This is a genomic window from Stenotrophomonas maltophilia group sp. P373 (assembly GCF_053295075.1).
On record NZ_CM129994.1, the window covers coordinates 1054104 to 1077524 of the forward strand.

The 23421-nt window shown below is 67.5% G+C and carries 29 protein-coding genes; 7 read left to right on the forward strand and 22 right to left on the reverse strand.

Annotated features, from left to right (window positions below; all coding sequences use genetic code 11):
- Nucleotides 1–19 precede the first annotated feature (19 nt).
- Together ACSYHF_RS04840 and ACSYHF_RS04845 are read right to left on the reverse strand one after the other, a co-directional pair.
- Nucleotides 20–565 carry a DNA-3-methyladenine glycosylase I gene (locus ACSYHF_RS04840; RefSeq protein ID WP_072168202.1) on the reverse strand — a complete coding sequence of 182 codons (546 nt, stop codon included), beginning with the start codon at nt 563–565 and terminating at the stop codon, nt 20–22.
- Nucleotides 562–2373, reverse strand: coding sequence for a DUF4153 domain-containing protein (locus tag ACSYHF_RS04845; RefSeq protein ID WP_447576112.1), 1812 nt, complete (start codon nt 2371–2373; stop codon nt 562–564). Before ACSYHF_RS04845 ends, ACSYHF_RS04840 begins: the two co-directional genes overlap by 4 nt.
- Before the next feature lie 91 nt (nt 2374–2464).
- Between ACSYHF_RS04845 and ACSYHF_RS04850 the strand changes: the two genes are divergently transcribed.
- The 4 genes from ACSYHF_RS04850 to ACSYHF_RS04865 all read left to right on the forward strand — a co-directional run bounded on the left by ACSYHF_RS04850 (nt 2465) and on the right by ACSYHF_RS04865 (nt 5122).
- Nucleotides 2465–3031, forward strand: a complete 567-nt coding sequence (locus ACSYHF_RS04850) for a YqgE/AlgH family protein (protein WP_049410646.1) — start codon at nt 2465–2467, stop codon at nt 3029–3031.
- Entirely contained in the window at nt 3024–3518 is a 495-nt protein-coding gene (ruvX, locus tag ACSYHF_RS04855; protein WP_005408378.1) for a Holliday junction resolvase RuvX, read from the forward strand. The genes ACSYHF_RS04850 and ruvX overlap by 8 nt, the downstream gene beginning before the upstream one ends.
- A 16-nt stretch (nt 3519–3534) precedes the next feature.
- On the forward strand, nt 3535–4485 hold the full coding sequence (locus ACSYHF_RS04860) for an aspartate carbamoyltransferase catalytic subunit (RefSeq protein ID WP_065197103.1): 951 nt from the start codon (nt 3535–3537) through the stop codon (nt 4483–4485).
- A 145-nt stretch (nt 4486–4630) separates the two neighbouring features.
- Nucleotides 4631–5122, forward strand: coding sequence for an REP-associated tyrosine transposase (locus ACSYHF_RS04865; protein ID WP_262221348.1), 492 nt, complete (start codon nt 4631–4633; stop codon nt 5120–5122).
- A gap of 87 nt (nt 5123–5209) precedes the next feature.
- On the opposite strand, the gene ACSYHF_RS04870 is transcribed toward ACSYHF_RS04865, so the two are convergent.
- From ACSYHF_RS04870 to ACSYHF_RS04945, 16 genes are all read right to left on the reverse strand, one after another.
- On the reverse strand, nt 5210–6007 hold the full coding sequence (locus ACSYHF_RS04870) for a carboxylesterase family protein (protein WP_095377005.1): 798 nt from the start codon (nt 6005–6007) through the stop codon (nt 5210–5212).
- Nucleotides 6008–6078: 71 nt separating this feature from the next.
- On the reverse strand, nt 6079–6345 hold the full coding sequence (locus tag ACSYHF_RS04875) for a hypothetical protein (protein ID WP_005415551.1): 267 nt from the start codon (nt 6343–6345) through the stop codon (nt 6079–6081).
- A 105-nt stretch (nt 6346–6450) separates the two neighbouring features.
- Nucleotides 6451–7812 carry a magnesium transporter gene (mgtE, locus tag ACSYHF_RS04880; RefSeq protein WP_049410631.1) on the reverse strand — a complete coding sequence of 454 codons (1362 nt, stop codon included), beginning with the start codon at nt 7810–7812 and terminating at the stop codon, nt 6451–6453.
- 187 nt (nt 7813–7999) lie between these two features.
- Entirely contained in the window at nt 8000–9769 is a 1770-nt protein-coding gene (ptsP, locus tag ACSYHF_RS04885; RefSeq protein WP_447576113.1) for a phosphoenolpyruvate--protein phosphotransferase, read from the reverse strand.
- 2 nt (nt 9770–9771) lie between these two features.
- Nucleotides 9772–10041 (reverse strand): HPr family phosphocarrier protein, encoded by a 270-nt coding sequence (locus ACSYHF_RS04890; RefSeq protein ID WP_005408385.1) that lies wholly within the window; start codon nt 10039–10041, stop codon nt 9772–9774.
- Complete coding sequence (locus ACSYHF_RS04895; protein ID WP_005408386.1) at nt 10034–10426, reverse strand: PTS sugar transporter subunit IIA; 393 nt, start codon at nt 10424–10426, stop codon at nt 10034–10036. Before ACSYHF_RS04895 ends, ACSYHF_RS04890 begins: the two co-directional genes overlap by 8 nt.
- A gap of 305 nt (nt 10427–10731) precedes the next feature.
- Complete coding sequence (gene rapZ, locus ACSYHF_RS04900) at nt 10732–11616, reverse strand: RNase adapter RapZ (protein WP_005415554.1); 885 nt, start codon at nt 11614–11616, stop codon at nt 10732–10734.
- Nucleotides 11617–11643: 27 nt separating this feature from the next.
- Nucleotides 11644–12594 (reverse strand): HPr(Ser) kinase/phosphatase, encoded by a 951-nt coding sequence (gene hprK, locus ACSYHF_RS04905; protein ID WP_005408388.1) that lies wholly within the window; start codon nt 12592–12594, stop codon nt 11644–11646.
- Nucleotides 12591–13043, reverse strand: a complete 453-nt coding sequence (locus tag ACSYHF_RS04910; RefSeq protein ID WP_069138991.1) for a PTS sugar transporter subunit IIA — start codon at nt 13041–13043, stop codon at nt 12591–12593. Before ACSYHF_RS04910 ends, hprK begins: the two co-directional genes overlap by 4 nt.
- Nucleotides 13044–13064: 21 nt before the next feature.
- Entirely contained in the window at nt 13065–13382 is a 318-nt protein-coding gene (hpf, locus tag ACSYHF_RS04915) for a ribosome hibernation-promoting factor, HPF/YfiA family (RefSeq protein ID WP_447576114.1), read from the reverse strand.
- 58 nt (nt 13383–13440) lie between these two features.
- A complete protein-coding gene (locus ACSYHF_RS04920; RefSeq protein ID WP_447576115.1) occupies nt 13441–14862 on the reverse strand; it encodes an RNA polymerase factor sigma-54 in 1422 nt (473 codons plus the stop codon).
- Nucleotides 14863–14902: 40 nt separating this feature from the next.
- Entirely contained in the window at nt 14903–15622 is a 720-nt protein-coding gene (lptB, locus tag ACSYHF_RS04925) for an LPS export ABC transporter ATP-binding protein (RefSeq protein WP_005415558.1), read from the reverse strand.
- Nucleotides 15622–16188: a lipopolysaccharide transport periplasmic protein LptA gene (gene lptA, locus ACSYHF_RS04930; RefSeq protein ID WP_005415559.1), complete on the reverse strand. Its 567-nt coding sequence runs from the start codon at nt 16186–16188 to the stop codon at nt 15622–15624. Before lptA ends, lptB begins: the two co-directional genes overlap by 1 nt.
- Before the next feature lie 102 nt (nt 16189–16290).
- The gene (lptC, locus tag ACSYHF_RS04935) at nt 16291–16866 is read right to left on the reverse strand and encodes an LPS export ABC transporter periplasmic protein LptC (RefSeq protein ID WP_005415560.1); all 576 of its coding nucleotides are present in this window, start codon (nt 16864–16866) and stop codon (nt 16291–16293) included.
- Nucleotides 16863–17411 carry a KdsC family phosphatase gene (locus tag ACSYHF_RS04940; protein WP_065177942.1) on the reverse strand — a complete coding sequence of 183 codons (549 nt, stop codon included), beginning with the start codon at nt 17409–17411 and terminating at the stop codon, nt 16863–16865. Before ACSYHF_RS04940 ends, lptC begins: the two co-directional genes overlap by 4 nt.
- 66 nt (nt 17412–17477) lie before the next feature.
- Nucleotides 17478–18479: a KpsF/GutQ family sugar-phosphate isomerase gene (locus tag ACSYHF_RS04945; protein WP_005415562.1), complete on the reverse strand. Its 1002-nt coding sequence runs from the start codon at nt 18477–18479 to the stop codon at nt 17478–17480.
- Between the two features lie 54 nt (nt 18480–18533).
- Here ACSYHF_RS04945 and ACSYHF_RS04950 point away from each other — a divergent pair, with 54 nt between their 5' ends.
- From ACSYHF_RS04950 to ACSYHF_RS04960, 3 genes are read left to right on the forward strand one after another with little or no spacing between them, the layout of a single operon-like run.
- Complete coding sequence (locus ACSYHF_RS04950; protein ID WP_005408396.1) at nt 18534–18764, forward strand: BolA family protein; 231 nt, start codon at nt 18534–18536, stop codon at nt 18762–18764.
- Nucleotides 18765–18785: 21 nt separating this feature from the next.
- Nucleotides 18786–20057 (forward strand): UDP-N-acetylglucosamine 1-carboxyvinyltransferase, encoded by a 1272-nt coding sequence (gene murA, locus ACSYHF_RS04955; protein ID WP_005415563.1) that lies wholly within the window; start codon nt 18786–18788, stop codon nt 20055–20057.
- Nucleotides 20054–20371, forward strand: a complete 318-nt coding sequence (locus tag ACSYHF_RS04960; RefSeq protein WP_053500219.1) for a hypothetical protein — start codon at nt 20054–20056, stop codon at nt 20369–20371. The genes murA and ACSYHF_RS04960 overlap by 4 nt, the downstream gene beginning before the upstream one ends.
- A gap of 122 nt (nt 20372–20493) precedes the next feature.
- Here ACSYHF_RS04960 and ACSYHF_RS04965 read toward each other — a convergent pair whose 3' ends face one another.
- From ACSYHF_RS04965 to ACSYHF_RS04980, 4 genes are all read right to left on the reverse strand, one after another.
- Complete coding sequence (locus tag ACSYHF_RS04965) at nt 20494–21177, reverse strand: DUF3108 domain-containing protein (protein WP_005415565.1); 684 nt, start codon at nt 21175–21177, stop codon at nt 20494–20496.
- A 2-nt stretch (nt 21178–21179) separates the two neighbouring features.
- On the reverse strand, nt 21180–22001 hold the full coding sequence (locus ACSYHF_RS04970; RefSeq protein WP_005415566.1) for a DUF3108 domain-containing protein: 822 nt from the start codon (nt 21999–22001) through the stop codon (nt 21180–21182).
- 68 nt (nt 22002–22069) lie between these two features.
- Entirely contained in the window at nt 22070–22729 is a 660-nt protein-coding gene (gene purN, locus ACSYHF_RS04975) for a phosphoribosylglycinamide formyltransferase (protein WP_065185831.1), read from the reverse strand.
- Nucleotides 22726–23388, reverse strand: a complete 663-nt coding sequence (locus tag ACSYHF_RS04980; RefSeq protein ID WP_447576116.1) for a DUF2238 domain-containing protein — start codon at nt 23386–23388, stop codon at nt 22726–22728. Before ACSYHF_RS04980 ends, purN begins: the two co-directional genes overlap by 4 nt.
- Nucleotides 23389–23421 lie beyond the last annotated feature (33 nt).

Below are 23421 nucleotides of genomic sequence, written 5' to 3' on the forward strand. Positions count from 1 at the left end.
CATGCCCGGCGGATATCCATCAGCGGGCGGCGGCCTTCAACCACGGCGGCGACAGCATCAGCAGCCGCGCATGCACCGGGCAATCCTCGGCGTGCGCACCGGGCAGGTAGCCCAGGCTCATCAGGAATTCGCCGGTGATCTCGCCGCCGGTGAAGCGGAAGGTCTTCTTGAACAGCTTCACCCAGTCGGCCTTGCTGCGCGGGTGGTGTGCATCCAGCCACGCCGCGAAGCTGCCATGGCTGGCCCGCAGCTGCTGGATCACCTGCGCGTTGTGGATCGCCGCCAGCACCTTCAGGCGGTTGCGGATGATGCCCGCGTCCGACAGCAGGCGCTCGATGTCCTGCTCGGCATACGCGGCCACGCGGTCCACATCGAAGCCGTCGTAGGCCGCGCGGAAGCCCTCGCGCTTCTTCAGGATCGTTTCCCAGCTCAGGCCGGCCTGGTTGATTTCCAGCACCAGTCGCTCGAACAGCTCGCGCTCGTCACGCTGCGGGAAGCCGTACTCGTTGGCGTGGTAATAGTCGTGCACCGGATGGCCCGGGGCGATGAGGCAGTAGCCGCTCATGGGGAAGGCTCGTTGGAATCGGATTCGGATTCGGATTCGGATTCGGATTCGGGATCGATGGCCACCGCAGGGTGCCCGCCGATGGACAGCATCGGCCAGCGCGGTGGAATGAGCGTGAGTCTGCCGTCACGCAGGGCCTGGTTGATCGTCTCGGCCTGGCCGCTGACGGTGCCGAACAGCGCACCGGCCCGGCGCCACTGGGAATCCTTGCCACGTGCGTACAGCACGCAGTCCGGTCCACGGTGGGTGTACAGCTCGCACAGCAGCACTTCGCCGGTACCATCACCGTCCAGGTCGCGATGCACGATCAGGCAGTCGCGCTCGCTCTGTGCGCAGGATTCGCCATTGATCGATCGGGTGGCCAGAGCTTTCCACCAGTCGTCCGGTGGAGAACTGGATCCCTTGGCCAGCTTCAGCGCGCGCTGCAGGGCGGCGACGTCCTGCGGCCCCTTGTCGAGGCGGTGGCCGTCGTCCCAGCGTGAGGTGCGTGCCAGTGCAGCAGCGATCACCTGTGGCGCGTTGGCATCGGCGATGATGGCCGGATCACGCTGCAAATCGCGCAGCGCCTGCACGCCACGGCGGCCAAGATCGAAGCGCAGCACGTTGACGTCACTGCTGGTGATCGCCGGCGGGTCCGCGCGCAGGCGCTCCAGCTGGCTGGACAGGGTCAGCCGCACCGGGTCCAGCAGGGGCGAGTTGCCCAGCAGGGCCAGTGCGAGCACCACCCAGCACATCCAGCGGTTGACCGGTTCCAGCGCCTGCAGCCAGCGGCCCTGGCGACGCAGTACCGCCAGCGCATAGCCCAGGGCATAGCCGGCCACGGCCAATGCGACGAGCACCGCCCAGAAGCGATCCAGGGTCCAGCCGTACTGCGCCACGCGCAGGCCCAATGCATACAGTGCCAGCGCGGCGTAAACCGGCAGTGTCAGCAGGCTGGCTTCGACCAGCCTGCGCAGCACGAGAGGGTAGGGGGCACTGTCTTCCCCCTGCTGGTAGACCGCATTGGTGAACGTCACCAGCAGCAGCGACACCACCACCAGCAGGCTGGCGGCCGAACGGGTCTTCCACAGCGGCTCCAGCCCGGTAAGCGGCAGGCTCAGCACGAACAATACGGCGATGAACGACAGCAGCGGCAGCAGCCCGCGGCAGATCGCGAACAGCACCTGGCGGGTGATCTGGATCGCGCGGTGCTGGGTGCGCCCGATCAGCACGCCGAACCCGGCCAGGCTGCCGGTGGCCAGTGCGATGAAAGCGTCCTGCCGGAACAGGTCGCGGAAGACATTCACGTCCAGCAGCTGGAACAGCGCTGCCCACAGCCACAGCAGCAGCCAGGTCAGCCCGGTGAACAGCGCCGCCAGGGCCAGGGTCAAACCGTTCTGCCAGGCGCGCTCGAACAACTCGGGGTAGCTGGCGCGCCAGTGCCCATGCTGCAGCTGGAACTGCCACCAGGGCAGGGCCACGAACACCGCCACTCCCATGCCCAGGGTCAACGGAAACTGCAGCGCGCCCGACTCCAGTGCGGTCTCGCCATTGAGGTTCCAGCCGATCCAGGCGGCCAGCGCCAGCACCACCGCCGAGCCGAGCACGGCCTGCAGCCACAGTCGGCGCTGGCCCAGCTCGACCAGGCTCAGCGCCACCGCGCTGGGAATGGCCAGCACCCAGGCGTACCAGCAATAGCGCCAGCCGATATCGCGGAACGGCCACGCGTCGGACAGCTCCTGCGCGGCATACAGCATCAGGCCCTGCAGCAGGGCAAGCAGGACGATGGCGCTGCGTGCCGGCAGGGTCAGGGGCGAAGAAGACGGCATCAATGACCTTCCGTGGCAAAGCACCATCCTAGCCCATCGTGGTTCGGCGCCATCGCGCGACCATCCCGCCCCCAGCAGGTAGAATGGGCCCATGCCTGTAATGCCGACCTCCCTTGCCGATCACCTGCTCGTCGCGCTGCCGTCGCTGCTCGACGCGACCTTTGCCCGCAGCGTCGCGCTGATCTGCCAGCACGACGAGAACGGGGCGATGGGCGTGCTGGTCAACCAGCCTTCCGAATACACGCTGGGTGAAGTGCTCGCGCAGATGGACATCACCACCGGTGATGGCGACCTGCAGGCGCGCATGGTGCTCAATGGCGGCCCGGTGCATCCCGAGCGCGGCTTCGTCATCCATGACGACGCGCGCGCGTGGGATTCCAGCCTGACCGTGGGCCACGGCCTGTACCTGACCACCTCGCGCGACATCCTCGAAGCGATGGCGCGCGGCGAAGGCCCGGCCAATGCGGTGGTCACCCTCGGCTGTGCCGGTTGGGGCGCAGGGCAGCTGGAAAGCGAGCTGTCCGAGAACAGCTGGCTGACCGTGCCGGCCGATGCCGAGCTGGTGTTCCAGCTGCCGCTGGAGCAGCGCTGGCAGGGTGCGGCTTCGCGTATCGGCGTGGACCTGTTCCGGCTGACTGACTACAGCGGCCATGTCTGAGCCCATCACGCCCGCACCGGATTCTGCTGCCCCGGCCATCCGTCGTGACGGCACGGTCCTGGGTTTTGATGTCGGCTCGCGGCGGATCGGCGTGGCCATCGGCAGTGCCTTTGCCGCGCATGCGCGCGCGGTGGCGGTGGTCGATGTGCACGGCAACGGCCCGGACTGGACCGCGATCGAACGCCTGCTCAAGGAATGGAAGCCCGACGGCCTGGTGGTCGGCGACCCGCTGACCCTGGACGGCCAGGACCAGCCCAACCGCAAGCGTGCGCAGGGCTTTGCCCGCCAGCTGCGGGAGCGCTTCAAGCTGCCGGTGGTGATGATCGACGAGCGTTCCAGCTCGGTCGAGGCTGCCCGCCGTTTCGCCGTCGAGCGCGCCGAAGGGCGCAAGCGTCGCCGTGATGCGGCCGCCCTCGACGCCGTGGCCGCGGCGGTGATCATCGACCGCTGGCTGTCGTCCCCCGACGACGCCACCCCCATTCCCTGACTGCACGACTCCCGCCATGACTGCCCAGCAAATCGATGCCTCCGGACGCCTGCGCCACCTGCTGACCCTGGAGGGCCTGCCGCGCGAAACCCTGCTGCAGCTGCTCGATCGGGCAGGGCAGATCCGCGACGCCGCAGTCGGCCGTGTCGGCAACAAGCGCCACGTGCTGGCCGGTTCGGCGGTGTGCACGCTGTTCTTCGAGCCGTCCACGCGCACCCGCAGCTCGTTCCAGCTGGCCGCGCAGCGCCTCGGGGCCGATGTGCTGAACTTCGATGCCTCGACCTCGTCCACGCGCAAGGGCGAAACCGCCTGCGACACGCTGCGCAACCTGGAAGCGATGGGCGTGCGCGGCTTCGTGGTGCGCCACCCCGATGACGGCGCCGTGGCCGCGCTTGCCGACGCTGCGGGCGAGGGCACCGCGCTGATCAATGCCGGCGACGGCCGCAGCGCGCACCCGACCCAGGGCCTGCTGGACATGCTGACCCTGCGCCAGGCCAAGGGCCCGGATTTCTCGAAGCTGAAGGTGGTGATCGTCGGCGACGTGAAGCACTCGCGCGTGGCCCGCACCGACCTGCATGCGCTGCGCACGCTGGGCGTGGGCGAGATCCGCGTGTGCGGCCCGCAGTCGCTGCTGCCGGACGACGAGACCCTGAAGGGTTGCGTGGTCGGCGATGATTTCGACGCGATGCTGGAAGGTGTCGACGCGCTGATGATGCTGCGCCTGCAGCGCGAGCGCATGGAAGAAGGCCTGGTGCCGTCGCTGGAGCAGTACCACGCGCAGTACGGCCTGACCCGCGAGCGCCTGGCGCGTGCCGGCAAGGACGCTGCGGTACTGCACCCGGGCCCGATCAACCGCGGCGTGGAAGTGACCGACGATGTGGCCGACGGCCCGCAATCGTGGGTGCTGCGCCAGGTCGCCAACGGCGTCGCGGTGCGCATGGCCGTGCTGGAAACCTTGCTGGGCTGACCACTTTGGTGGGTGCCGACCGTTGGTCGGCACTGAACCATCAGTGCGGTGAAGTGCGGGCCTGGGCATTGAATGGTTTCGGGCCTACCTGTATTGACGTGTTGCCCGATAGAAGAGAGATACCGGCAGGCGCACGCTTGGGCCCATGAACCGGGCACGCCTACGCCTTGGCCGCCATTCCCGGATCGGGCAATCCTACATCCTGACCACCGTCACCCAGGAACGTCGACGCTACTTCGATGATGCCACTGCGGCACAGGAGGTGATGGATGTGTTCCGTCGCATTGATGATGATGGCCTGACGCACTCACTTGCCTATGTGGTCATGCCGGACCACATCCATTGGCTTGTGGAGATCCGTGCGTTCTCGCTGGACTACATCATGCAACGCTTCAAATCGAGCAGTGCATTGCGGATCAACCGCATGCTGGGCAAGACAGGACCATTTTGGCAATCGAGCTATCACGATCACGCCATTCGTTCTGAAGAATCACTGTTTCGCCATGCGATGTACATCGTCGCCAACCCGGTCAGGGCGAACTTGGCGAGCTGCGCGGGAGAGTATCCGTATGCCTGGTGCCGATGGGAGATCGATGGGAGGTACCAAGCAATGGATTACCCCGAAGCGGAGAGATAGTGCCGACCAACGGTCGGCACCCACCCATACCCAAGCCGACCAACGGTAGGTATCCACCAACAGATGTTTCTCAGCAGAAGCCGCGGTTCAGCGCTTCTGCGCGAACAGCCATGCCCACATTGCCGGGTCCGCGTAGGTGGCGTCCCAGGCATTGTGGTTGCCCTCCGGGTACTCGGTGTAGCGCACGTCGCGTGCAGCGGCGCTTTGGAAGGCGGCGTGCAGCTTGCGGTCGTCGTCCGGCGGCACCACGTCATCCAGCGCACCATGGAAGATCCAGATCGGTGTGTGCCGAAGCCGCTTGGCGATCACGGCATACGGATCGGATTCCTGGGCCACCTGTTCGACGAACAGGGTCGGACGCACCGCGCGCGGCGCCAGCACCGCGCCGCATACCGGCACGATCGCGGCGAAGCGGCCGGGGTCATCCAGCGCGATGTTCCAGCTGCCATAGCCGCCCATCGACATCCCGGTCAGGTACTGCCGCGAGGGATCGGCACCGAACTCGGCGATGGTGGCGTCCAGGGCGGCCAGCGCAACGCGGTTGTTGCGCCCGCTCCATTCCTGGCGGCCTGGCACCTGCGGGAATACGGCCAACGCGGGGAAGTCGGCCGCGTGCCTGCGCAGGTGCGGCCCCAGCCCGGCATGGGTCTGCTTGACGCCGTCGCCGCCGCGCTCGCCGGATCCATGCAGGAACAGCACCACCGGCAGTGCGCCAGGCGTGCGCGCCGCGGTGGCCGGAATGAACACCTGGTAATAGGCGGTACGGCCATCCACTTTCACCGCACGCGATTCGAAGTGGCCGCGCGCGCTGTCCGGCTGCGAGGCGCAGCCGGCCATCATCAGGATCGCCAGCATCGGCAGCCAGCGCATCATCGTACGGACCATTGACGTTCCAGGAGCGGTGGGTTCAGCCGCATCCTAGTCCGCCGCAGGTCAATGCGGCATCATGCGCCGCATCACTGCGGGCGCGGAAAGCTGGCGATGATGTCCAGCTGTTCCTGGGCTTCGGCATTGCCGCTGGCGGCCGCGGCCTGCACCTGTGCCATGTCCGGATGCAGCACCACCAGCAATGGGTTTTCGCAGACCGGACAGGCGTACTCGGTGGCGTCCTCGTCCAGCTCCATCTCCATGGCACGCGAGCTGCCCTTCCATTCGCAGGCTGGGCAGGTGTGCTGCTGGTCGCGCCAGCCGGGCTGGAAATAGTTTTCGATCGTGGTGGCCATGAGGGTCCAGTTGGAATCGGGTCAGAGCCCCGCGCTGCGGGGATCCGACCCTGGGTCTTGGTGTGGGTCGGAGCTCCGCGTTGCGGGGATCCGGCCCGGCAGGGATCAGTGCAGCAGCACCAGCGTGGCCAGGCCGAGGAAGGTGAAGAAGCCCATCGAGTCGGTCACGGCAGTCAGGAAGATGCCACTGGCCAGCGCCGGGTCGAAGCCGAAGCGTTTCAGGGTCAGCGGCACCAGCACGCCGGCCAGCGCCGCAAACAGCAGATTGCAGGTCAGCGCGATGGCGATCACCGCCGACAGCCCGGGCGAGTGGAACCAGACCAGCACGATCAGTCCCAGGATCGAGCCGAGCAGCAGGCCGTTGAGCGCGGCCACCCGCACTTCCTTCCACAGCAGCGTGCGCGCGTTGGAGGCGCCCACCTGGCCCAACGCCAGGCCGCGCACCATCAGCGCCAGCACCTGGGTACCGGCGTTACCGCCGAGGCCGGCGACGATCGGCATCAGCACCGCCAGCGCCACCAGCTTGTCGATGGTGCCTTCGAAATGGCCGACCACGCTGGAGGCCAGGAACGCCGTGCACAGATTGATCGACAGCCACATCAGGCGGCGGCGCATGGCGCGCCAGACCGGGCTGAACAGGTCCTCGTCCTCGTCCAGGCCGGCGGCGCCCAGCGCCTGGTGCTCAGCCTGGCCGCGGATGATGTCGACCACGTCATCGATGGTGATGCGGCCAACGAGGATGTTGTTCTCGTCCACTACCGGTGCGGAGATCCAGTCATGGTCGGAGAACTGCCGTGCCACTTCCTGGTCGCTCTCGCCGACGTCGATGGCCGGCTGCTCGTCGTCGATCAGGCGGTTGATCGGGGTGGTGTCCTCGTGGGTCACCAGTGCCGCCAGGGACACCCGGCCGAGATACTGGTGCCGCCGGCTGACCACGAACAGGTGGTCGGTGTGGTCCGGCAATTCGCCGCGCAGGCGCAGGTAGCGCAGCACCACGTCGACGTTGACGTCGGCGCGCACGGTCACCACGTCCGGGTTCATCAGGCGGCCGGCGCTGTCCTCGGGATAGGACAGCACCTGTTCAAGCCGCTCGCGGTTCTCGCGGTCCATCGACTTGAGGACTTCATCGATGACCGTATCCGGCAGGTCTTCGACCAGGTCGGCCAGATCGTCGATGTCCAGGTCTTCGACCGCGGCGATGATCTCGTCCGGGTCCATGTCCGCGAGCAGGCTTTCGCGCACGTCCTCGCCGACGTGGACCAGCACCTCGCCGTCGTCTTCAGGATCGACCAGGCCCCACACCACCTCGCGCTTGCCCGGCGGCAGTGATTCAAGCAGGTTGCCGATCTCGGCCGGGGCCAGGGTGTTGACCAGGCGACGTACCGGGCCCAGCCGGCCGCTGTCCAGTGCATCGGACAGCATCCGCAGTTGGCGCGCAGTCTTGTCGTGGCGTACAGCTTCAGCCATCGCAGCTCCCGCGGGATAAGAAAAGCCGCGATCCCGGCAAGGATGCGGCAACAGGGGTGTTCAGCGCGTCATTATCGCAAGGCGATGTTTCACCGGATACCCCGGCGGCAACGAGACGGGGTCAGATCCCTTTTCCCGCGGGAAAGGGATCTGACCCCAGGCGTGCATGCCCGGCGAGCGGGTGGTGTCAGGGCGTATCCGCCACCAGCGCCAGCCAGCGTTCGATGGCGCGGCGGTCGCGCGCGGCCAGCAACTTTGTGGCACGGGCGCGCAGCGCACCCAGATCGGCTTCGCGTATCGCGCGGCGTACCTCCAGCAACGTACCCGGGTGCAGGCTGAACTCGCTCAGGCCCAGCGCCAGCAGCAGCGGGGTCATCCGGGCATCACCGGCCATCTCGCCGCAGACCGCCACCGGGACGCGGTGACGCGCGCCGGTCTCGATCACCATCTGCAGCAGCCGCAGCACGGCCGGGTGCAGCGGTGAATACAACTCGCCCAGCGCCTCGTTGTTGCGGTCGGCAGCCAGCAGGTACTGCACCAGATCGTTGGTGCCGATCGACAGGAAATCGACCAGGTCGATGAAGCTCTCCAGCGCCAGCGCAGCGGCGGGGACTTCGATCATCGCGCCCAGCGGTACGTGGTCGGACACCATGTGCCCTTCGCCGCGCAGCTGTTCGGTCAGTTTGAGCATGCGCCGGCGCACGGCCAGCAGCTCTTCGCGGGTGCTGACCATCGGCACCAGTACGCGCAGCTTGCCGTATGCAGACGCGCGCAGGATCGCGCGCAGCTGGGTGTCGGCCACTTTCGGCCGTGCCAGCGACAGGCGCACCCCGCGCAGGCCGAGTGCAGGGTTCTCTTCGTTGCTCAGGGTCAGGCCGGTACGGTCGGCCTTGTCCGCGCCCAGGTCCAGCGTGCGTATGGTGACCGGCCGCCCGCTCATGCCCAGCGCGGCATCGCGGTAGGTCTGGAACTGCTCTTCTTCGTCCGGCAGCTCATTGCGCTGCAGGAACAGGAATTCGGTGCGGTACAGGCCGAGCCCCTGCGCGCCCAGCGCATGCGCCTGGGTCACGTCTTCCAGCGATTCGGCATTGGCCAGCAGGGCAATGTCGACCTGGTCGCGGGTACGGCTGGGCTTGCTGCGCAGGCGGCCGAGCTCGCGCTGCTCGCGCGCATGTTCCTTCAGCCGGACGCGGTAGTCCCGCAGGTTGTCGGCCTGCGGGTTGACGGTGATGCTGCCGTCGGCGCCATCGATGATCAGCACATCGCCATCGGCGATGCGGCTGAGCAGCTGCGGCACGTTGACGATCAGGGGCAGGTGCAGGCTGCGCGCCAGGATCGCGCTGTGCGACAGCGCGCTGCCGGCGGCCGTGACGATGCCGACTACGCCCTGTGCCTGCAGCTGCGCCAGCTCGGAGGGCGCGATGTTGTCACAGACCAGGATCTCGCCGGCCAGGCCTTTCACTGCCGACGGCCGTTCGGGTTGCAGGAAGGCATGGATGCGCCCGATCACATGGTCGAGATCGTCCATGCGGCTCTTCAGATAGGCATCGTCCATGCCATCGAAGACCTTGGCCAGGCGGTCGCGCTGCAGGCGCAAGGCATACCCGGCGCTGTACGGGCCACTGCGGATCAGCTCGTCCAGGCCGTACAGCAGCTCGGGGTCGTCCAGCAGCAGCGCGTGCAGGTCGAGGAACTCGCCCACTTCCTGGTTCAGGGCGCCATGCAGGCGCTGGCGCAGCTCGTGCATTTCCGTACGCGCGGCATCCAGCGCCCGGTGCAGGCGCGCCAGTTCGGCCTCGACCTGGTGGGCGGCCACGCGCTGCTCGGCCACCTCCAGCGCATGCGGCAGCCGCACGCGTGCCCGGCCCATCGCCGTTCCGCGCGCGGCGCCGTGGCCGGCCAGCAGCTGTACCGGCCGTTGGCCGGAAGGGACCTGGCTGGCGCGTGCGCGCGGCACGCTCAGCTGTCCTCGTCGAAGCGGCGTTCGAACAGGCCGACCACCGCTTCCATCGCGGCGGCTTCGTCCTCGCCGTTGATGCGCACGGTGACCGGGGTGCCCTGGCCGGCGGCCAGCAGCATCACGCCCATGATGCTCTTGGCGTTGATCTCACGGCCCTTGGCGGCCATGGTCACGTTGCAGCGGAACGGTGCCAGGGTCTGCACCAGCTTGGCGGTGGCCCGGGCATGCAGGCCCAGGCGGTTGCTGACGGTGAGTTCTCGTTCAAGCATCGTCGACTATCGCTCCATTACGGGTACCCGCCGCGGCTGTGGCGGGCAGTTGATCCAGTCCCTGTTCCGGATAATTCATCACCCGCAGCAACATCGGCAGGCTCAGCGCCGATACCCGGCGAACCGGGGTCCCCAGCCGGGCCAGCTGCCCGGCAAGGTTGGCGGGGCTGGCGCCGTACAGGTCGGTCAGGATCAGCACGCCGTCACCTCCATCGACCCGCCGCAAAGCGGCCGAGGCGAGCGGGAGCAGGGCGTCCAGGTCTGCGTCGAACGGTACTTCGAAAGCTTCGGTTTTCAGCGGCAACTGCCGCAGGAGCCGGGTCGCCACGTCAAGCAGGGCGGTCCCGACCCCGGGATGTGTTACGAGGAGAATGCCACAGGTCATTACTGCACGTTAACAGGTCAAGGTGAATCGGCGATAGCAGCAGATGAGGGGTACTGTGTCCCGTATTCAGTGTTGCTCGGGTCGGGGCCCTTTTTCATTGAAAAAGGGATCCGACCCCATGCGTTTTTCGATGCCTGGCAGCGATTCATCCACGCATGGCGTGGATCCATCGTGTCGACCAAGGTCGACACCTACCCACACCGCCCCGCCATCCCACGGAATGCCGCTTTTGCTGTTGCTGTTGCTGTTGCCGGCCAGCGGCCGGCACTACCAACGGGTGCCGGGCGCAGCCCGGCCGACCACCCTCAATCCTGTTCGCGGTGGTAGGTGGCCACGTCCTGCCAGCCCATCTCGCGGGCGTGCCGGGCCATGCGCTCGGCCAGGAACACCGAGCGGTGCTTGCCGCCGGTGCAGCCGAACGCCACGGTCACGTAGCTGCGGGTGCCATCCCCCAGTTTCGGCAGCCACGTATCGAGGAAATCCATCAGCTGGGCCAGGTAGCGCTGCACGTCCGGCTGCGCTTCCAGGTAGTCGCGCACGCCGGGTTCGCGGCCGCTCAGCGCGCGCAGGTCCGGGTCCCAGTGTGGATTGGGCAGCACCCGCGCATCGAACACGAAGTCCGCCTCGGCCGGTACGCCGCGCTTGTAGGCGAATGATTCGAACAGCAGCGACAGGCCAGTGGCATGGTCCATCGCGAACTCGGTGATGATCCGCCGCCGAAGCTGGTGCACGTTGAGGGTGCTGGTATCGATCACCGCATCGGCCTCGCGGCGCAACGGTGCGGTCAGCTCGCGCTCGCGGGCGATCGCTTCGGGCAGCGACAGGCCCAGCTGGCTCAGCGGATGGCGACGACGGGTGTCGGCGTAGCGCTTGAGCACCGTTTCGTCGCTGGCCTCGAAGAACAGTACCTTCACTTCCACGCCGGCGTCGGTGGCCAGCTGCCGCCAGTCGCCCAGCTGGCTCAGGTCAGCCTGGCCCCGGACATCGATGCCTACGGCCAAGCGGCGCGGTGCGCTGCCGTCGTGGTTGGCCAGCAGGCTGCGCACGAAATCCGGCAGCAGGTGGATCGGCAGGTTGTCCGAGCAGTAGTAGTCCTGGTCCTCGAAGGTCTTCAGGGCGACGGATTTACCCGAGCCGGACAGGCCGCTGACAATGATCAGGGTCGGGGCGGTGGGGATTGCGGTGCTCATGGACAGGCTCTTCGAGGGGCAGGAGGATCAGGGAGTTCGCCGTTCCAACAGGTTGCTGTGGCGGGCGATGAACATGGCCGCCGGGTCAATGCCCTTGGTGCGCAGGATGTGCAGGCGGGTGGCGGCTTCGGTCAGCACGGCCAGGTTGCGGCCGGGCATCACCGGCAGGGTGATCAGCGGAACGTCCAGATCCAGCACATGGCGGGTGCCCGAGTCGCCGGTCAGGCGCTCGTAGCCATGCGGGGTGGGTTCGGTCATCGGCTTGGTCAGGTGAACGATCAGCCGAAGGTACTTGTTCTTCTTTACAGCCGTGTCGCCGAACATCTCGCGCACGTTCAGCACGCCCAGGCCGCGCACTTCCAGCAGGTCCTGCAGCAGTTCGGGGCAGGTGCCGTCGAGCACGTCCGGGGCGATCTGGGTGAACTCGGGGGCGTCGTCGGCGACCAGGCGGTGACCACGGCTGAGCAGTTCCAGTGCCAGCTCGCTCTTGCCCGACCCGGCCTCACCGGTGATCAGCACGCCAATGGAATAGATCTCCATGAACACGCCGTGCAGGATCACCCTCGGCGCGAGCGTGCGCGCCAGGTGGTAGGACAGGTGGTTCAGCAGTTCGTGGCCGCGCTTGGGCGACAACCACAGCGGCGTGCCGGATTCATCGGCGGCGGCGCGCAGGTCTTCGGGGCAGGCCTGGTTGCGGGTCAGCACCAGCGCAAGCGGGTGCGACTGCATGATCTTTTCGATGGTCTCCCAGCGCTGGCGCGGTTCCAGCGCATCCAGCCAGGACAGTTCCTCGGTGCCCAGGATCTGCACCTTGTTGGGATAGATGGCGTTGAGGTAGCCGGCCAGCGAGGGACGCCGCGAGACCGTGTTGCCGGCCTCCAGCTCGCGCTTCTCACCGGATTTGCCGGCGGCCCAGCGCAGCCCCAGCCGCTCGCGCTGCTGTTCGAACAGTTCACGGGCGGTGATGCTGGTATTCATGCGGCGCTCGCAGGTGGGGGCATGTCCAGCGCCTCGCGCAGGGCCCGGGCATCGCCGGCTTCACGCAGGGCCTGGCGGATATCCGGCGCGGAAAACAGCTCGGCCAGCTCGGACAGCAGCATCAGGTGCTGGTGGGTGTAGTGGGCCGGGACGGCCATCGCGAACACCAGGTCCACCGGCTCATCGCCGCCGAAGTCGACCGGGGTCGCCAGGCGCAGCAGCGCGCCACGGGGGCGGTCCAGGGTCGGTGCGCGGCCGTGGGGGATGGCGATACCGTGGCCGATCGCGGTGCTGCCCAGGGCTTCGCGCTGGCACAGGTTCAGATAGATCTGTTCGGCATTGGCCTGGCGGCAGGCCAGCAACCCGGCGGCGGCCTGCAGGACGCTGTCGCGGTCGGTGGCCGCGCAGAGCTGGGTCTGCACGGCCGCCAGGAGGTCAGTCAGGGGCATGTCTGCGGGGAACGGTGGCGATCAGCCACCATTGTCACCCACCGGCAGCGGTGCGTGCTGCTGTTTTTTCTCCTTGTGCTTGATGACCAGGCGGTCAAGCTTGTCCGCAAGCAGGTCGATCGCGGCATACATGGTCTGGCCGCCGGCCTCGGCGTGCAGGGTCTGCCCCGGGATGTTGAGGCTGGCGTCGACGTGGTGTTCGTTCTTCTGCAGCTTGAGGGTCACCCGCGCTTCGCAGTGCTGGTCGAAGTGTTTTCCGATCCGGGCCAGCTTCTCCTCCACATAGGACTGCAGGGCCGGGGTGACTTCGACGTCTTTGCCAAACGTTTCGATGCGCATCGGGTTTCTCCTGTGTTCGGATGTGCCAATGAACCTCTCCGCCGGGCGCGGCGGCGCGTCAAGCGATTCTGACCCTTTCGTGCGAGGCGGAGATGTTCATGGCTTCACGATACTTCGCCACGGTGCGTCGCGCTACTGGAATTCCCGACGATTTGAGCAGGTCAGCCAGCTTGGCGTCAGAAAGCGGCTTGCGCGGGTTTTCGTCGTCGATCAGGCGCCGGATCATCGCCTGGATGGCGGTGCTGGACGCCTCGCCACCGCCTTCGGTATCGATGCCCGAGGCAAAGAAGGCACGCAGCGGCAGCGTGCCGCGCGGCGTGCGCACATGCTTGCGGGCGATCGCGCGCGACACCGTCGACTCGTGCAGGCCCAGTTCGGCGGCGATCTCGCGCAGGGTCAGCGGACGCAGCGCCTGTTCGCCGAACTCGAGGAAACCGGCCTGCTGGTGGATCAGGCTGCGCACCACCCGCAGCAGGGTTTCACCGCGCTGCTGCAGGCCCTTCAGCAGCCAGCGCGCCTCCTGCAGCTGGCCACGCAGGTAGCCGGCGTCGGCCTCGCCACAGCGGCGGATCAGCTGTTCGTAGCCACGGTGGATCACCACCTTTGGCCCGGCATGGGCGGCCAGCGCCGCGCGCCAGATGCCGTTCTGCCGCCACACCACCACGTCGGGCACCACGTAGGTATCCTGCGAAAGCGGCGCGATCTGAGTCCCTGGACGCGGGTCCAGCGAGCGCAGCAGGGCGACCGCTGCCTCGACCTCGTCCAGCGGCTGTTTCAGTTCATGGGCCAGACCGGCGACGCCACTGCGTGGCAGCCGTTCCAGCGGGCCTGCGGCAATCTGCCGCGCCAGGATCAGGCCGGGCGTGTCGCCGGCCAGCACATCCAGCTGCAGCAGCAGGCATTCGCCCAGCGTGCGTGCAGCCACACCCACCGGATCGAAGCGCTGGATGCGATGCAGCACGGCGAGGATCTCGTCCTCGTCGGCGTGGATCGCCGGCAACAGGGTTTCAGCGATGGTGGCCAGCGGCTCGCGCAGGTACCCGTCGTCGTCCAATGCATCGATCAGTGCCGCGCCGATGCTGCGATCACGCGAGGACAGATGCGACAGATGCAGCTGCCACAGCAGATGGTCGGCCAGTGTTTCGGTTTCGGCTACGCGCTCGGCAGCGCTGCCGTTGTCGTCGTCATCGTCGAAGCTGCCGCCACTGCCGGCAGCGCTCCAGTCGAGCTCGGCCGGTGCCCAGTCGTCGCCATTGTCGGCGCGTTCGGCCGGCGTGTCGGCGTCCGTGTTGTCGCCGCCTTCATTGGCGGCACTGCTGTCGTTGCTGTCGGCCCAGTCCAGCAGCGGATTGCTTTCCACGGCCTGGGCGATTTCAAGCTCCAGCTCGGTCGTGGACATCTGCAGCAGCTTGATCGCCTGCTGCAGCTGGGGGGTGAGCACCAGCTGCTGTCCCAACGATGTCTGCAGCCGAGTCTTCATGCCTGTGCCGAACGGAAGGAAAGGGACCCAGCACCTGCGGTCACAGCTTGAAGGAATCCCCAAGGTAGACGCGACGTACGTCAGCGTTGTCCAGGATCGCCTCCGGCGAGCCCTGGGCCAGCACGGTGCCCTCGGCGAGGATATACGCGCGGTCGCAGATTCCCAAGGTCTCGCGCACGTTGTGGTCGGTGATCAGCACGCCGATGCCACGCTGCTTGAGATGGGTGACGATGCGCTGGATTTCGCCCACCGAGATCGGGTCGACACCGGCAAACGGTTCGTCGAGCAGGATCAGGCGCGGCTGCGCGGCCAGTGCGCGGGCGATCTCGCAGCGACGACGTTCGCCACCGGACAGGCTGGCACCGAGCTGGTCGGCGACATGGCCCAGCTGCAGCTCGTCGAGCAGGCTGTTCAATTCGCGCTCGCGGCCGGCCGAATCCAGGTCTTCGCGCAGTTCAAGCACCAGGCGGAGGTTGTCGGCCACGGTCAGCTTGCGGAACACCGACGGCTCCTGCGGCAGGTAGCCCACGCCCTGCTTGGCACGGGTGTACATCGGGTCGCTGGTGATGTCCTTGCCGTCGAGCACGATGCTGCCTGCATCCGCAGCGACCAGGCCGACGATCATGTAGAAACAGGTGGTCTTGCCGGCACCGTTGGGGCCGAGCAAACCGACCACTTCACCGGCGTCGAGGGTCAGCCCGAAGTCCTTGACGACTTCGCGCTGCTTGTAGCGCTTGCGCAGGCCCTTGGCGACGAGCATTACTTCTTGCTCCCCGCCGGCTTGGCCGGCGTGCTGGCCGGAGCCGCTGCCTTGGGTGCGGCGGCCGGCTGTGCTGCCGCGTTCTTGTTCTTCGGCGGAATGACGGTGCGCACACGGCTGCCATCACCACCGGAGTTCATCTCCCCGGTGCGGGTGTTGTAGACCATGCGCTGGCCGGCATTGGTGCCGCGCGCGCTGGTGACCTTGTAGTTGCCGGTCAGGGTGATGATCTCGGTCTTGATGTCGTAGTCGATGCGATCGGCCACCGCGTCCATCCAGGTGCCATCGTCCAGCTGCTGCTTCATCGTGGCCTGCTTGCCGGTGAATACCGCACGCACGGCTTCGCCATCCTTCAGGTAGATCTCGGCTTCGGACGAGCGGAGGTCCAGCGTGCCCTGGGTGACGGTCACCCCCTGCGACAGCACGGTCTTGCCGTCGCCGGTCAGCACGCCCGACTGGGCGCCGGATTCGATGTTCATGTTCTCGTTGCGGTCGGTGGACTTGGCAAAGGCAGCGCTGGGAACAAGGAGACCGAGCGCGAGTACGGCTGCAAAGGGAATCTTCATCGGGGTCCGTTCTACCGGTGGGGCCGTCCGGAAAACCGGCGGCGGGTGGGGGGGGCTGCCGTCCTTGCGCCGGTCCGGGGACGTCGCAGGAGGGCGGCGGAATCAGCGTCGGGGCGTGTAGCGGCCCTTGGACTGGCTGAGGAAATGATACGTGTTGTTCTTGGAATCCACCTCGAAGCCAACGCCGGACTGTTCCATGCCGGGGCGGGTCATGGTGACCCGCGCATCGGTGCGGGCACGGTTCTCCTTCGGGAACACGTCCAGGTGGTCGGTGCGGAACGTGGTCGGCACCACGCCCGGATCGGCCGGGCTGTCGCCAGCGACATTGCCACGCAGCTTCATTTCGTCGCCCTTGGCGCTGAGCCAGCCGGTCTCGGCGCGCAGGGTCCAGTGCTTGCCATCCTTGTCCGGCATCTCGAACAGTGGGGTGGCGATGTTGATGGTCTGGTCGCCACGCTGGCGTTCCAGCCGCGGTGCGCGCAGGGTGGTCGATTCCTTGCCCTGCTCATCCAGCGCGACGATCTGGAAGTCGTGCAGGATGTAGTCCACGCCGGCGTCCTGGCCGGCAGTGGCCGGGCCCTTGTCGCGGTTGCGCAGGGCGGCCCAGCTGCTGAGCAGGGCCGCCAGCAGCAGGCCGATGCCGAGCACGGTGCGCCAGTTCAGGGTGGGCAGGTTCATGCGCCGAACCTCGCCAGGACCGCGTCCACATGGCCCTGGGCGGCCAGCAGGATGTCGCACAGTTCACGGGCGGCGCCACGTCCGCCATCGGCTCGGGTCTGCCAGTGCACGCGCTCGGCGATCCACGGGTGGGCGTTGGCTGGCGCCACCGCCAGGCCGACCGCGCCCAGCGGCGCCAGGTCCGGCAGGTCGTCGCCCATGAAGGCCACCTGCTCCAGGCCGATGCCATGCTGTGCGCACAGCGTCTGCACGCTGGCCAGCTTGTCGCCCACGGCGATCTGGGTGTCGATGCCGAGGTCGGCGCCGCGCTTGAGCGCGGACTGGCTGTTGCGCGCGGTGATCAGCACGGGGTGGATGCCGTGCTGCTGCAGCAGTTTCAGGCCCAGACCGTCCTGCACGAAGTACGCCTTGCTCTCGTTGCCGTCCTTGTCGTAGTACAGCCGACCGTCGGTGAGGGTACCGTCCACGTCGAAGCAGGCCAGGCGGACGCGGGCCGCAGCGGCATGCAGGTGGGCGGGGAACGCGGGCAGCGGGGACCAGGGCATCAGGCGATCAGGCTCGGTGGGGGCGGGTGGGGCATTACAGACTGAATGGGGTCTACGGACTGTCGGTTAAACCACCCGGGCCCGCAACAGGTCATGAATGTTCAGGGCGCCGACCGCACGGCCCTGGCCATCGACCACGATCAGGCCGTTGATTTTCTGGGTCTCCATCTGCCGCGCGGCCTCTACGGCCAGCTGGTCGGCACCGATGGTGCGCGGGTTGCGGGTCATCACATCGGCGATCTTCGCGGTGCGCACGTCCAGCGCGCTGTCCAGCGCCCGGCGCAGGTCGCCGTCGGTGAACAGGCCGATCAGCACGCCATCGGCGTCGACCACGGCGGTCATGCCGAGCCGCTTGCGGCTCATTTCCACCAGCGCCTCGCTGAGGCTGGCATCGGCGCCCACGCTGGGCAGGTCCTCGCCGGTGTGCATGACATCGGTGATGTGCAGCAGCAGGCGACGGCCGAGGCTGCCGGCCGGGTGCGAGCGGGCAAAGTCGTCGGCGGTGAAGCCGCGTGCGTCAAGCAGGGCTACGGCCAGCGCATCGCCCATCGCCAGCGAGGCGGTGGTGCTGGAGGTCGGCGCCAGCGCCAGCGGGCAGGCCTCGGCCGGCACGCTTACATCCAGGTGGATGTCGGCGGCCGTGGCCAGGCTCGACTGCGGGCGGCCGGTCATGGAAATCAGCACGTTGCCCTGGCGCTTGAGCACCGGCAGCAGCATCAGCACCTCATCGGACTCGCCCGAATAGGACAGGGCCAGTACCACGTCGGCTTCGGTGATCATGCCCAGGTCGCCGTGGCCGGCTTCGCCGGGATGCACGTAGAACGCCGGTGTGCCGGTGGAGGCCAGGGTGGCGGCGATCTTGCGGGCAATGTGGCCGGACTTGCCCATGCCGGTGGCGACCACCCGGCCGCGGCTGGCCAGGATCGCCTCGCAGGCCTGCTGGAAGGCCTCGCCAAGGCGGTCGGCGACGGCATCCAGCGCCTGCCGCTCGATCTCGAACACGCGGCGGCCACTGGCGACCAGGCCGGCAGGGTCGACGGAACGGGGGGGCAACAGGGATTCGGCCATGCGGACGCCACGCAGCGGAAGTAGAATGGAGGCACATTTTATTAGGAAAGCCCGTTGGACGCCGACACCATCCGCAATCTGATCGAAACCGGCCTGCCTGGCGCCCGCGCCGATGTGCAGGGCGATGATGGCGTGCATTTCGAAGCGACCGTGGTCTGCGAGGCCTTCGCCGGCAAGATGCCGCTGGCCCGCCACCGCATGGTCTATGCCACGCTGGGCGACCTGATGGGCGGCGCGATCCACGCGCTGGCACTGAAAACCGTGACCCCGGCCGAAGCCGGCTGAACCGCAGAAGATCCCGAATACATGGCCAAGATCGTTGTGACCGGCGGCGCTGCGCTGCACGGTGAAGTGAGCATCTCCGGCGCCAAGAACGCCGTCCTCCCCATCCTCTGCGCGACCCTGCTGGCCGATGAGCCGGTGGAGATCACCAACGTGCCGCACCTGCACGACGTGGTCACCACGGTGAAGCTGCTGGGCGAGCTGGGTGCCAAGGTCACCATCGACCAGGGCACGCTGTCGCGTGGCAGTGCGATCGTGGTCGACCCGCGCTCGGTCAACCAGCATGTTGCACCGTACGAGCTGGTCAAGACCATGCGCGCCTCGATCCTGGTGCTGGGCCCGCTGCTGGCCCGCTTCGGCGCGGCGGAAGTGTCGCTGCCCGGCGGCTGCGCGATCGGTTCGCGTCCGGTCGACCAGCACATCAAGGGCCTGCAGGCGCTGGGTGCCGAGATCGTGGTCGAGAACGGCTTCATCAAGGCCACTGCCAAGCGGCTGAAGGGCGGCCATTTCACCTTCGACATGGTCAGCGTCACCGGCACCGAGAACGTGCTGATGGGCGCGGTGCTGGCCGAAGGCACCACCATCCTCGACAACTGCGCGATGGAACCGGAAGTGACCGATCTGGCGCATTGCCTGATCGCGCTGGGCGCGAAGATCGAAGGCCTGGGCACTGCCCGCCTGGTCATCGAAGGCGTCGAGCGCCTGTCCGGCGGCCGCCACGAAGTGCTGCCCGACCGCATCGAAACCGGTACCTTCCTGGTCGCTGCGGCGATGACCGGCGGCAAGGTCACGGTCAACCGTGCGCGCCCGAACACCATGGACGCGGTGCTGTCCAAGCTGGTCGAGGCCGGCGCGAAGATCGAGACCACCGAAGACACCATCACCCTGGACATGCAGGGCAAGCGGCCGAAGGCGGTCAACCTGACCACCGCGCCGTACCCCGCATTCCCGACCGACATGCAGGCGCAGTTCATGGCACTCAACTGCGTGGCCGACGGCGTCGGCGTGATCAACGAAACGATCTTCGAGAACCGTTTCATGCACGTCAACGAACTGCTGCGCCTGGGCGCGGACATCCAGGTTGAAGGCCACACCGCCATCGTGCGTGGCAGCGAGACCCTGAGCGGTGCGCCGGTAATGGCCACCGACCTGCGTGCCTCGGCCTCGCTGATCCTGGCCGGCCTGATGGCCAGCGGCGAGACCACCATCGACCGCATCTACCACCTTGATCGTGGCTACGAGAACATCGAAGAGAAGCTGTCTTCGCTCGGCGCCACCATCCGGCGCGTGCCATGATCCTGCGCGGCAAGTTCAGCCCGCGCCGCAAGGCGCTGCTGGCCCTGGTGCTGATCGTGCTGGCGTGGCTGGGCTATGCCTGGTACGCCAACATCGCCATCACCCAGGGCATCGAGCAGAAGGACATGGACTGGAATGGCGACGGCACGGTCTCGCGTGACGAGATCATCGAATCGTTCTACGCGGTCGCGGTGAACGACAGCCAGGACGGCAACCGCCATTGCCGCACCTTCGTCTGGCGCAGCACCGGCGAGCAGATCCGCGTGGACTGCCGCACCGAGTTCAAGCCGGCCGCGGCCGAGCAAAAGAAGTAAGAACAACGCCCGCGAAAGCGGGCGTTTTTTTACGGTAGATCCACGCCATGCGTGGATGAAGGCGCCGGGTCGCTGTCGGGGTCAGAGCCCTTCCCGTTGGGAAGGGATCCGACCCCGGGCGCTCAGTTCATCGCCTTGATGGTCAGGTCCAGCGCATCGCGGCCGCTCTCACGCTGCAGCATGCGCGCCGGCACCGGGAATTCCGGCACGATCCAGGCGATCAGCTCCTTGTTGCCGTCGGCACGCGAGACCTTGGTGGCCTCGTAGCTCTTGCCGCCCACGGTGATCGATTCCTTGCCGATCACGCGGTAGGTCATGTTCTTGATGCGGCCTTCGTCGACCATGCGATAGGTCAGCGGCTTGCCGGCGGCCAGGTCGCGGGCGATCGCCAGATTGATCAGCAGCGCGTCCATGTCGCCCGTCTTCAACGCGATGGGGCCCGCACGGTCCGGCTTGATGTCGCCGGTCCAGGTGGCCTGGTTGCTGGTCCAGTTGTAGTTGGCCTGCACATTGCGCTTCTTCACCAGCAGGGCCGAACGGTCCTGGCTGCTGAGCGGGCGCAGCTGGCCGCGCACCTCTTCGAATACGGTGCTCTGGCTCAGGTCGGCCAGCTGGTTCTTCACCTGCAGCGTGTAGCGCCACTTGTTGGCTCCCTCGCTGCTCAGCGTCATGCTGCCATTGGCCTGCATGCCCATGTAGCTGGCCAGGTAATCGGCCTTGAATGGCTGCAAGGCCATGGCCGGCAGGCTGGCCACCGACAGTGCGGCTGCAGCGATCCAGGTGAGGGGGCGGGTCAGGGTGCTCATGCTCAGACTCCTTGGTACTCGATCAGGCGCAGATCGACGCGGTCTTCGCCGTCTTCGCGTTGCAGGATGCGCACCGGGGTGGGGACACCGTTGGCGATCCAGAGGATGGTTTCGTTGTTGCCGCCGTTGGTCCGGTAGACCCGCAGCGCGTTGTAGGACAGGTCGCCGACCTCGACGTTCTCGGTCTGCGGCGCGGCCTGGTAGTCGTGCTGGCGGACCTTGCCCATGTCCACGTAGCGGTAATGCATGGTGGCGCCCGGGCGGGCATCACGCATGATCGCCAGATTGATCAGCAGCGCGCTCTGGTCGCCCGGCTGCAGCGGGATCGGTTGCGCACGTTCCTTCTTGACGTCGCCGCTCCACTGCGCGGTGCCGGCCTGCCAGTTGTACGTGCCGACCGCCTTCTTGCCCAGGAACAGGCCCTTGCGCACCGTGCTCTGGCTGAGCGGCGCATAGACGCCGCTGCGCTCTTCGAACACCGTGCTCTGTTCGATGTTCAGGCCCAGCACGCTGGCAAAGCCGCGGCGGCCGACCACCTGCATGTCCACCCGCCACTGGTTGCCGCCGGTGTGGGTGACCTGCATGCTGGCGTCGCCGGCCTCCTTGCCTTTGTAGAAGGCCTGGTAGGTCGCGGTGAACGGCTGCAGCGGCGGCGGCTCCCAGGCCAGCGCCGGCGGCATCGGCACGGCCGGTTCCGCAGGCGGTTGGACTGCAGGCGCCGGCTGCGCAGGGGCCGCAGGCGCTTGCACCTGGCCCCAACCCACGCCGGGAAGCACGACAAGCGACAGCAGCAATGAAGTGGACAGCAGGGTCGTGGTCTTCATGGAGGACAGGAGCTGCAGGAGGGGGGCAGGATGCCAGCCCCGCAGTCAGCGGGGCGTGTGCGTGGGCGTTACCGGTTCAGGTTCCCGGCGGAATCTAGGGCCAGTGGGCTAAACAGGGGGTGACCGTCCAGGTGCGGCTGCCCCTCCCGTTCAGTCAGGCGGCCGGCGCACAGCAGCTGGAGGGTGGCGATCAACAGGGGATGCTCCACCGCCAGCACGCGCGCGGCCAGGCTGTCGGCGTCATCGCCGGGCATCACCGGTACCCGTACCTGGGCCAGCACGGCGCCGGCATCCAGTTCGGGAACGACCAGATGCACGCTGGCCCCGTGCTCGGCATCGCCGGCGTCCAAAGCCCGCGCATGCGTATCCAACCCTTTGTGCAGTGGCAGCAGGGAGGGGTGGATGTTGACCAGGCGGCCATTGAAGCGCTGCACGAAGGCGGCGCCGAGAATGCGCATGTAGCCGGCGCAGACGATCCAGTCCGGCGCGGCCGCGGCCAGTGCATCGCCCAAGGCCTGCTCGTAGGCGGCGCGGTCGTCGAATTCCTTCGGCGCATGTGCCCAGCGCAGGCTGGCGCCGACCCGTTGCAGCGCGGCGGCGGCCGGGCGGTCGGAGAACACGCCGACGACCTCGGCGGGCAGGCGCCCGGCCGCGATGGCATCGAGGATGGCCTGCAGGTTGCTGCCGCGCCCAGAGGCGAGCACCGCGATGCGGGTGGGCGCGGTCATTGCGCGGCACTCCGGCGGATCAACGGCCAGCTCAGCAGGCTGCCCACGGTCGCCAGCAGCATGTCGGCATGGGCGTCCCACATGTCGCCCTGCTGCCCGTTGTAGGCCTCGGCGGCGTCCGGCGACAGGGCCAGCGCGATGGCCCACTCGAACCACTCGTAGACCAGGCTGGCGCACATCACTGCCATCACCGCCAGGGTGAAAGCCTGGCCGCGGCGCAGCGCCGGCCAGGCATGGCGTGCCAGCTGCAGCAGCGCAGGCGTGAAGCAGACGCCGAACAGGAAGTGGATAAGCCGGTCGAAATGATTACGCTGCCAGCCAAACGCCGCATTCGGCGACCAGCCGGTCAGCGCCTGCGCACATGCGTCGTAGGGCACGTTCGAGTACAGCCAGCGCGCAGCCACGCAGTGCAGTGCAATGAAGCCGCAGATCGCGATGAAGGCACCGTTGCCCAGCCAGCCACCCCGGCGGTCGACCCATAGCAGTGCGGCCAGCCCGATCACGGTCAGGGTGCTGTGCAGGGCCTGCTCGGTGGGCCACAGCGGGTGGATCCAGCTGATCGCGAACACCGCCAGCACGGCGGCGAAGGCCAGCTTCTTGGGGCCCGTGAAACGGGAAGCGGCAGGCGAGGCGGTCGTGGAGAGGGCAGGCGCGGACATGGGAAGTCGATCAGGAAGGGGGGCGTCTGCCGG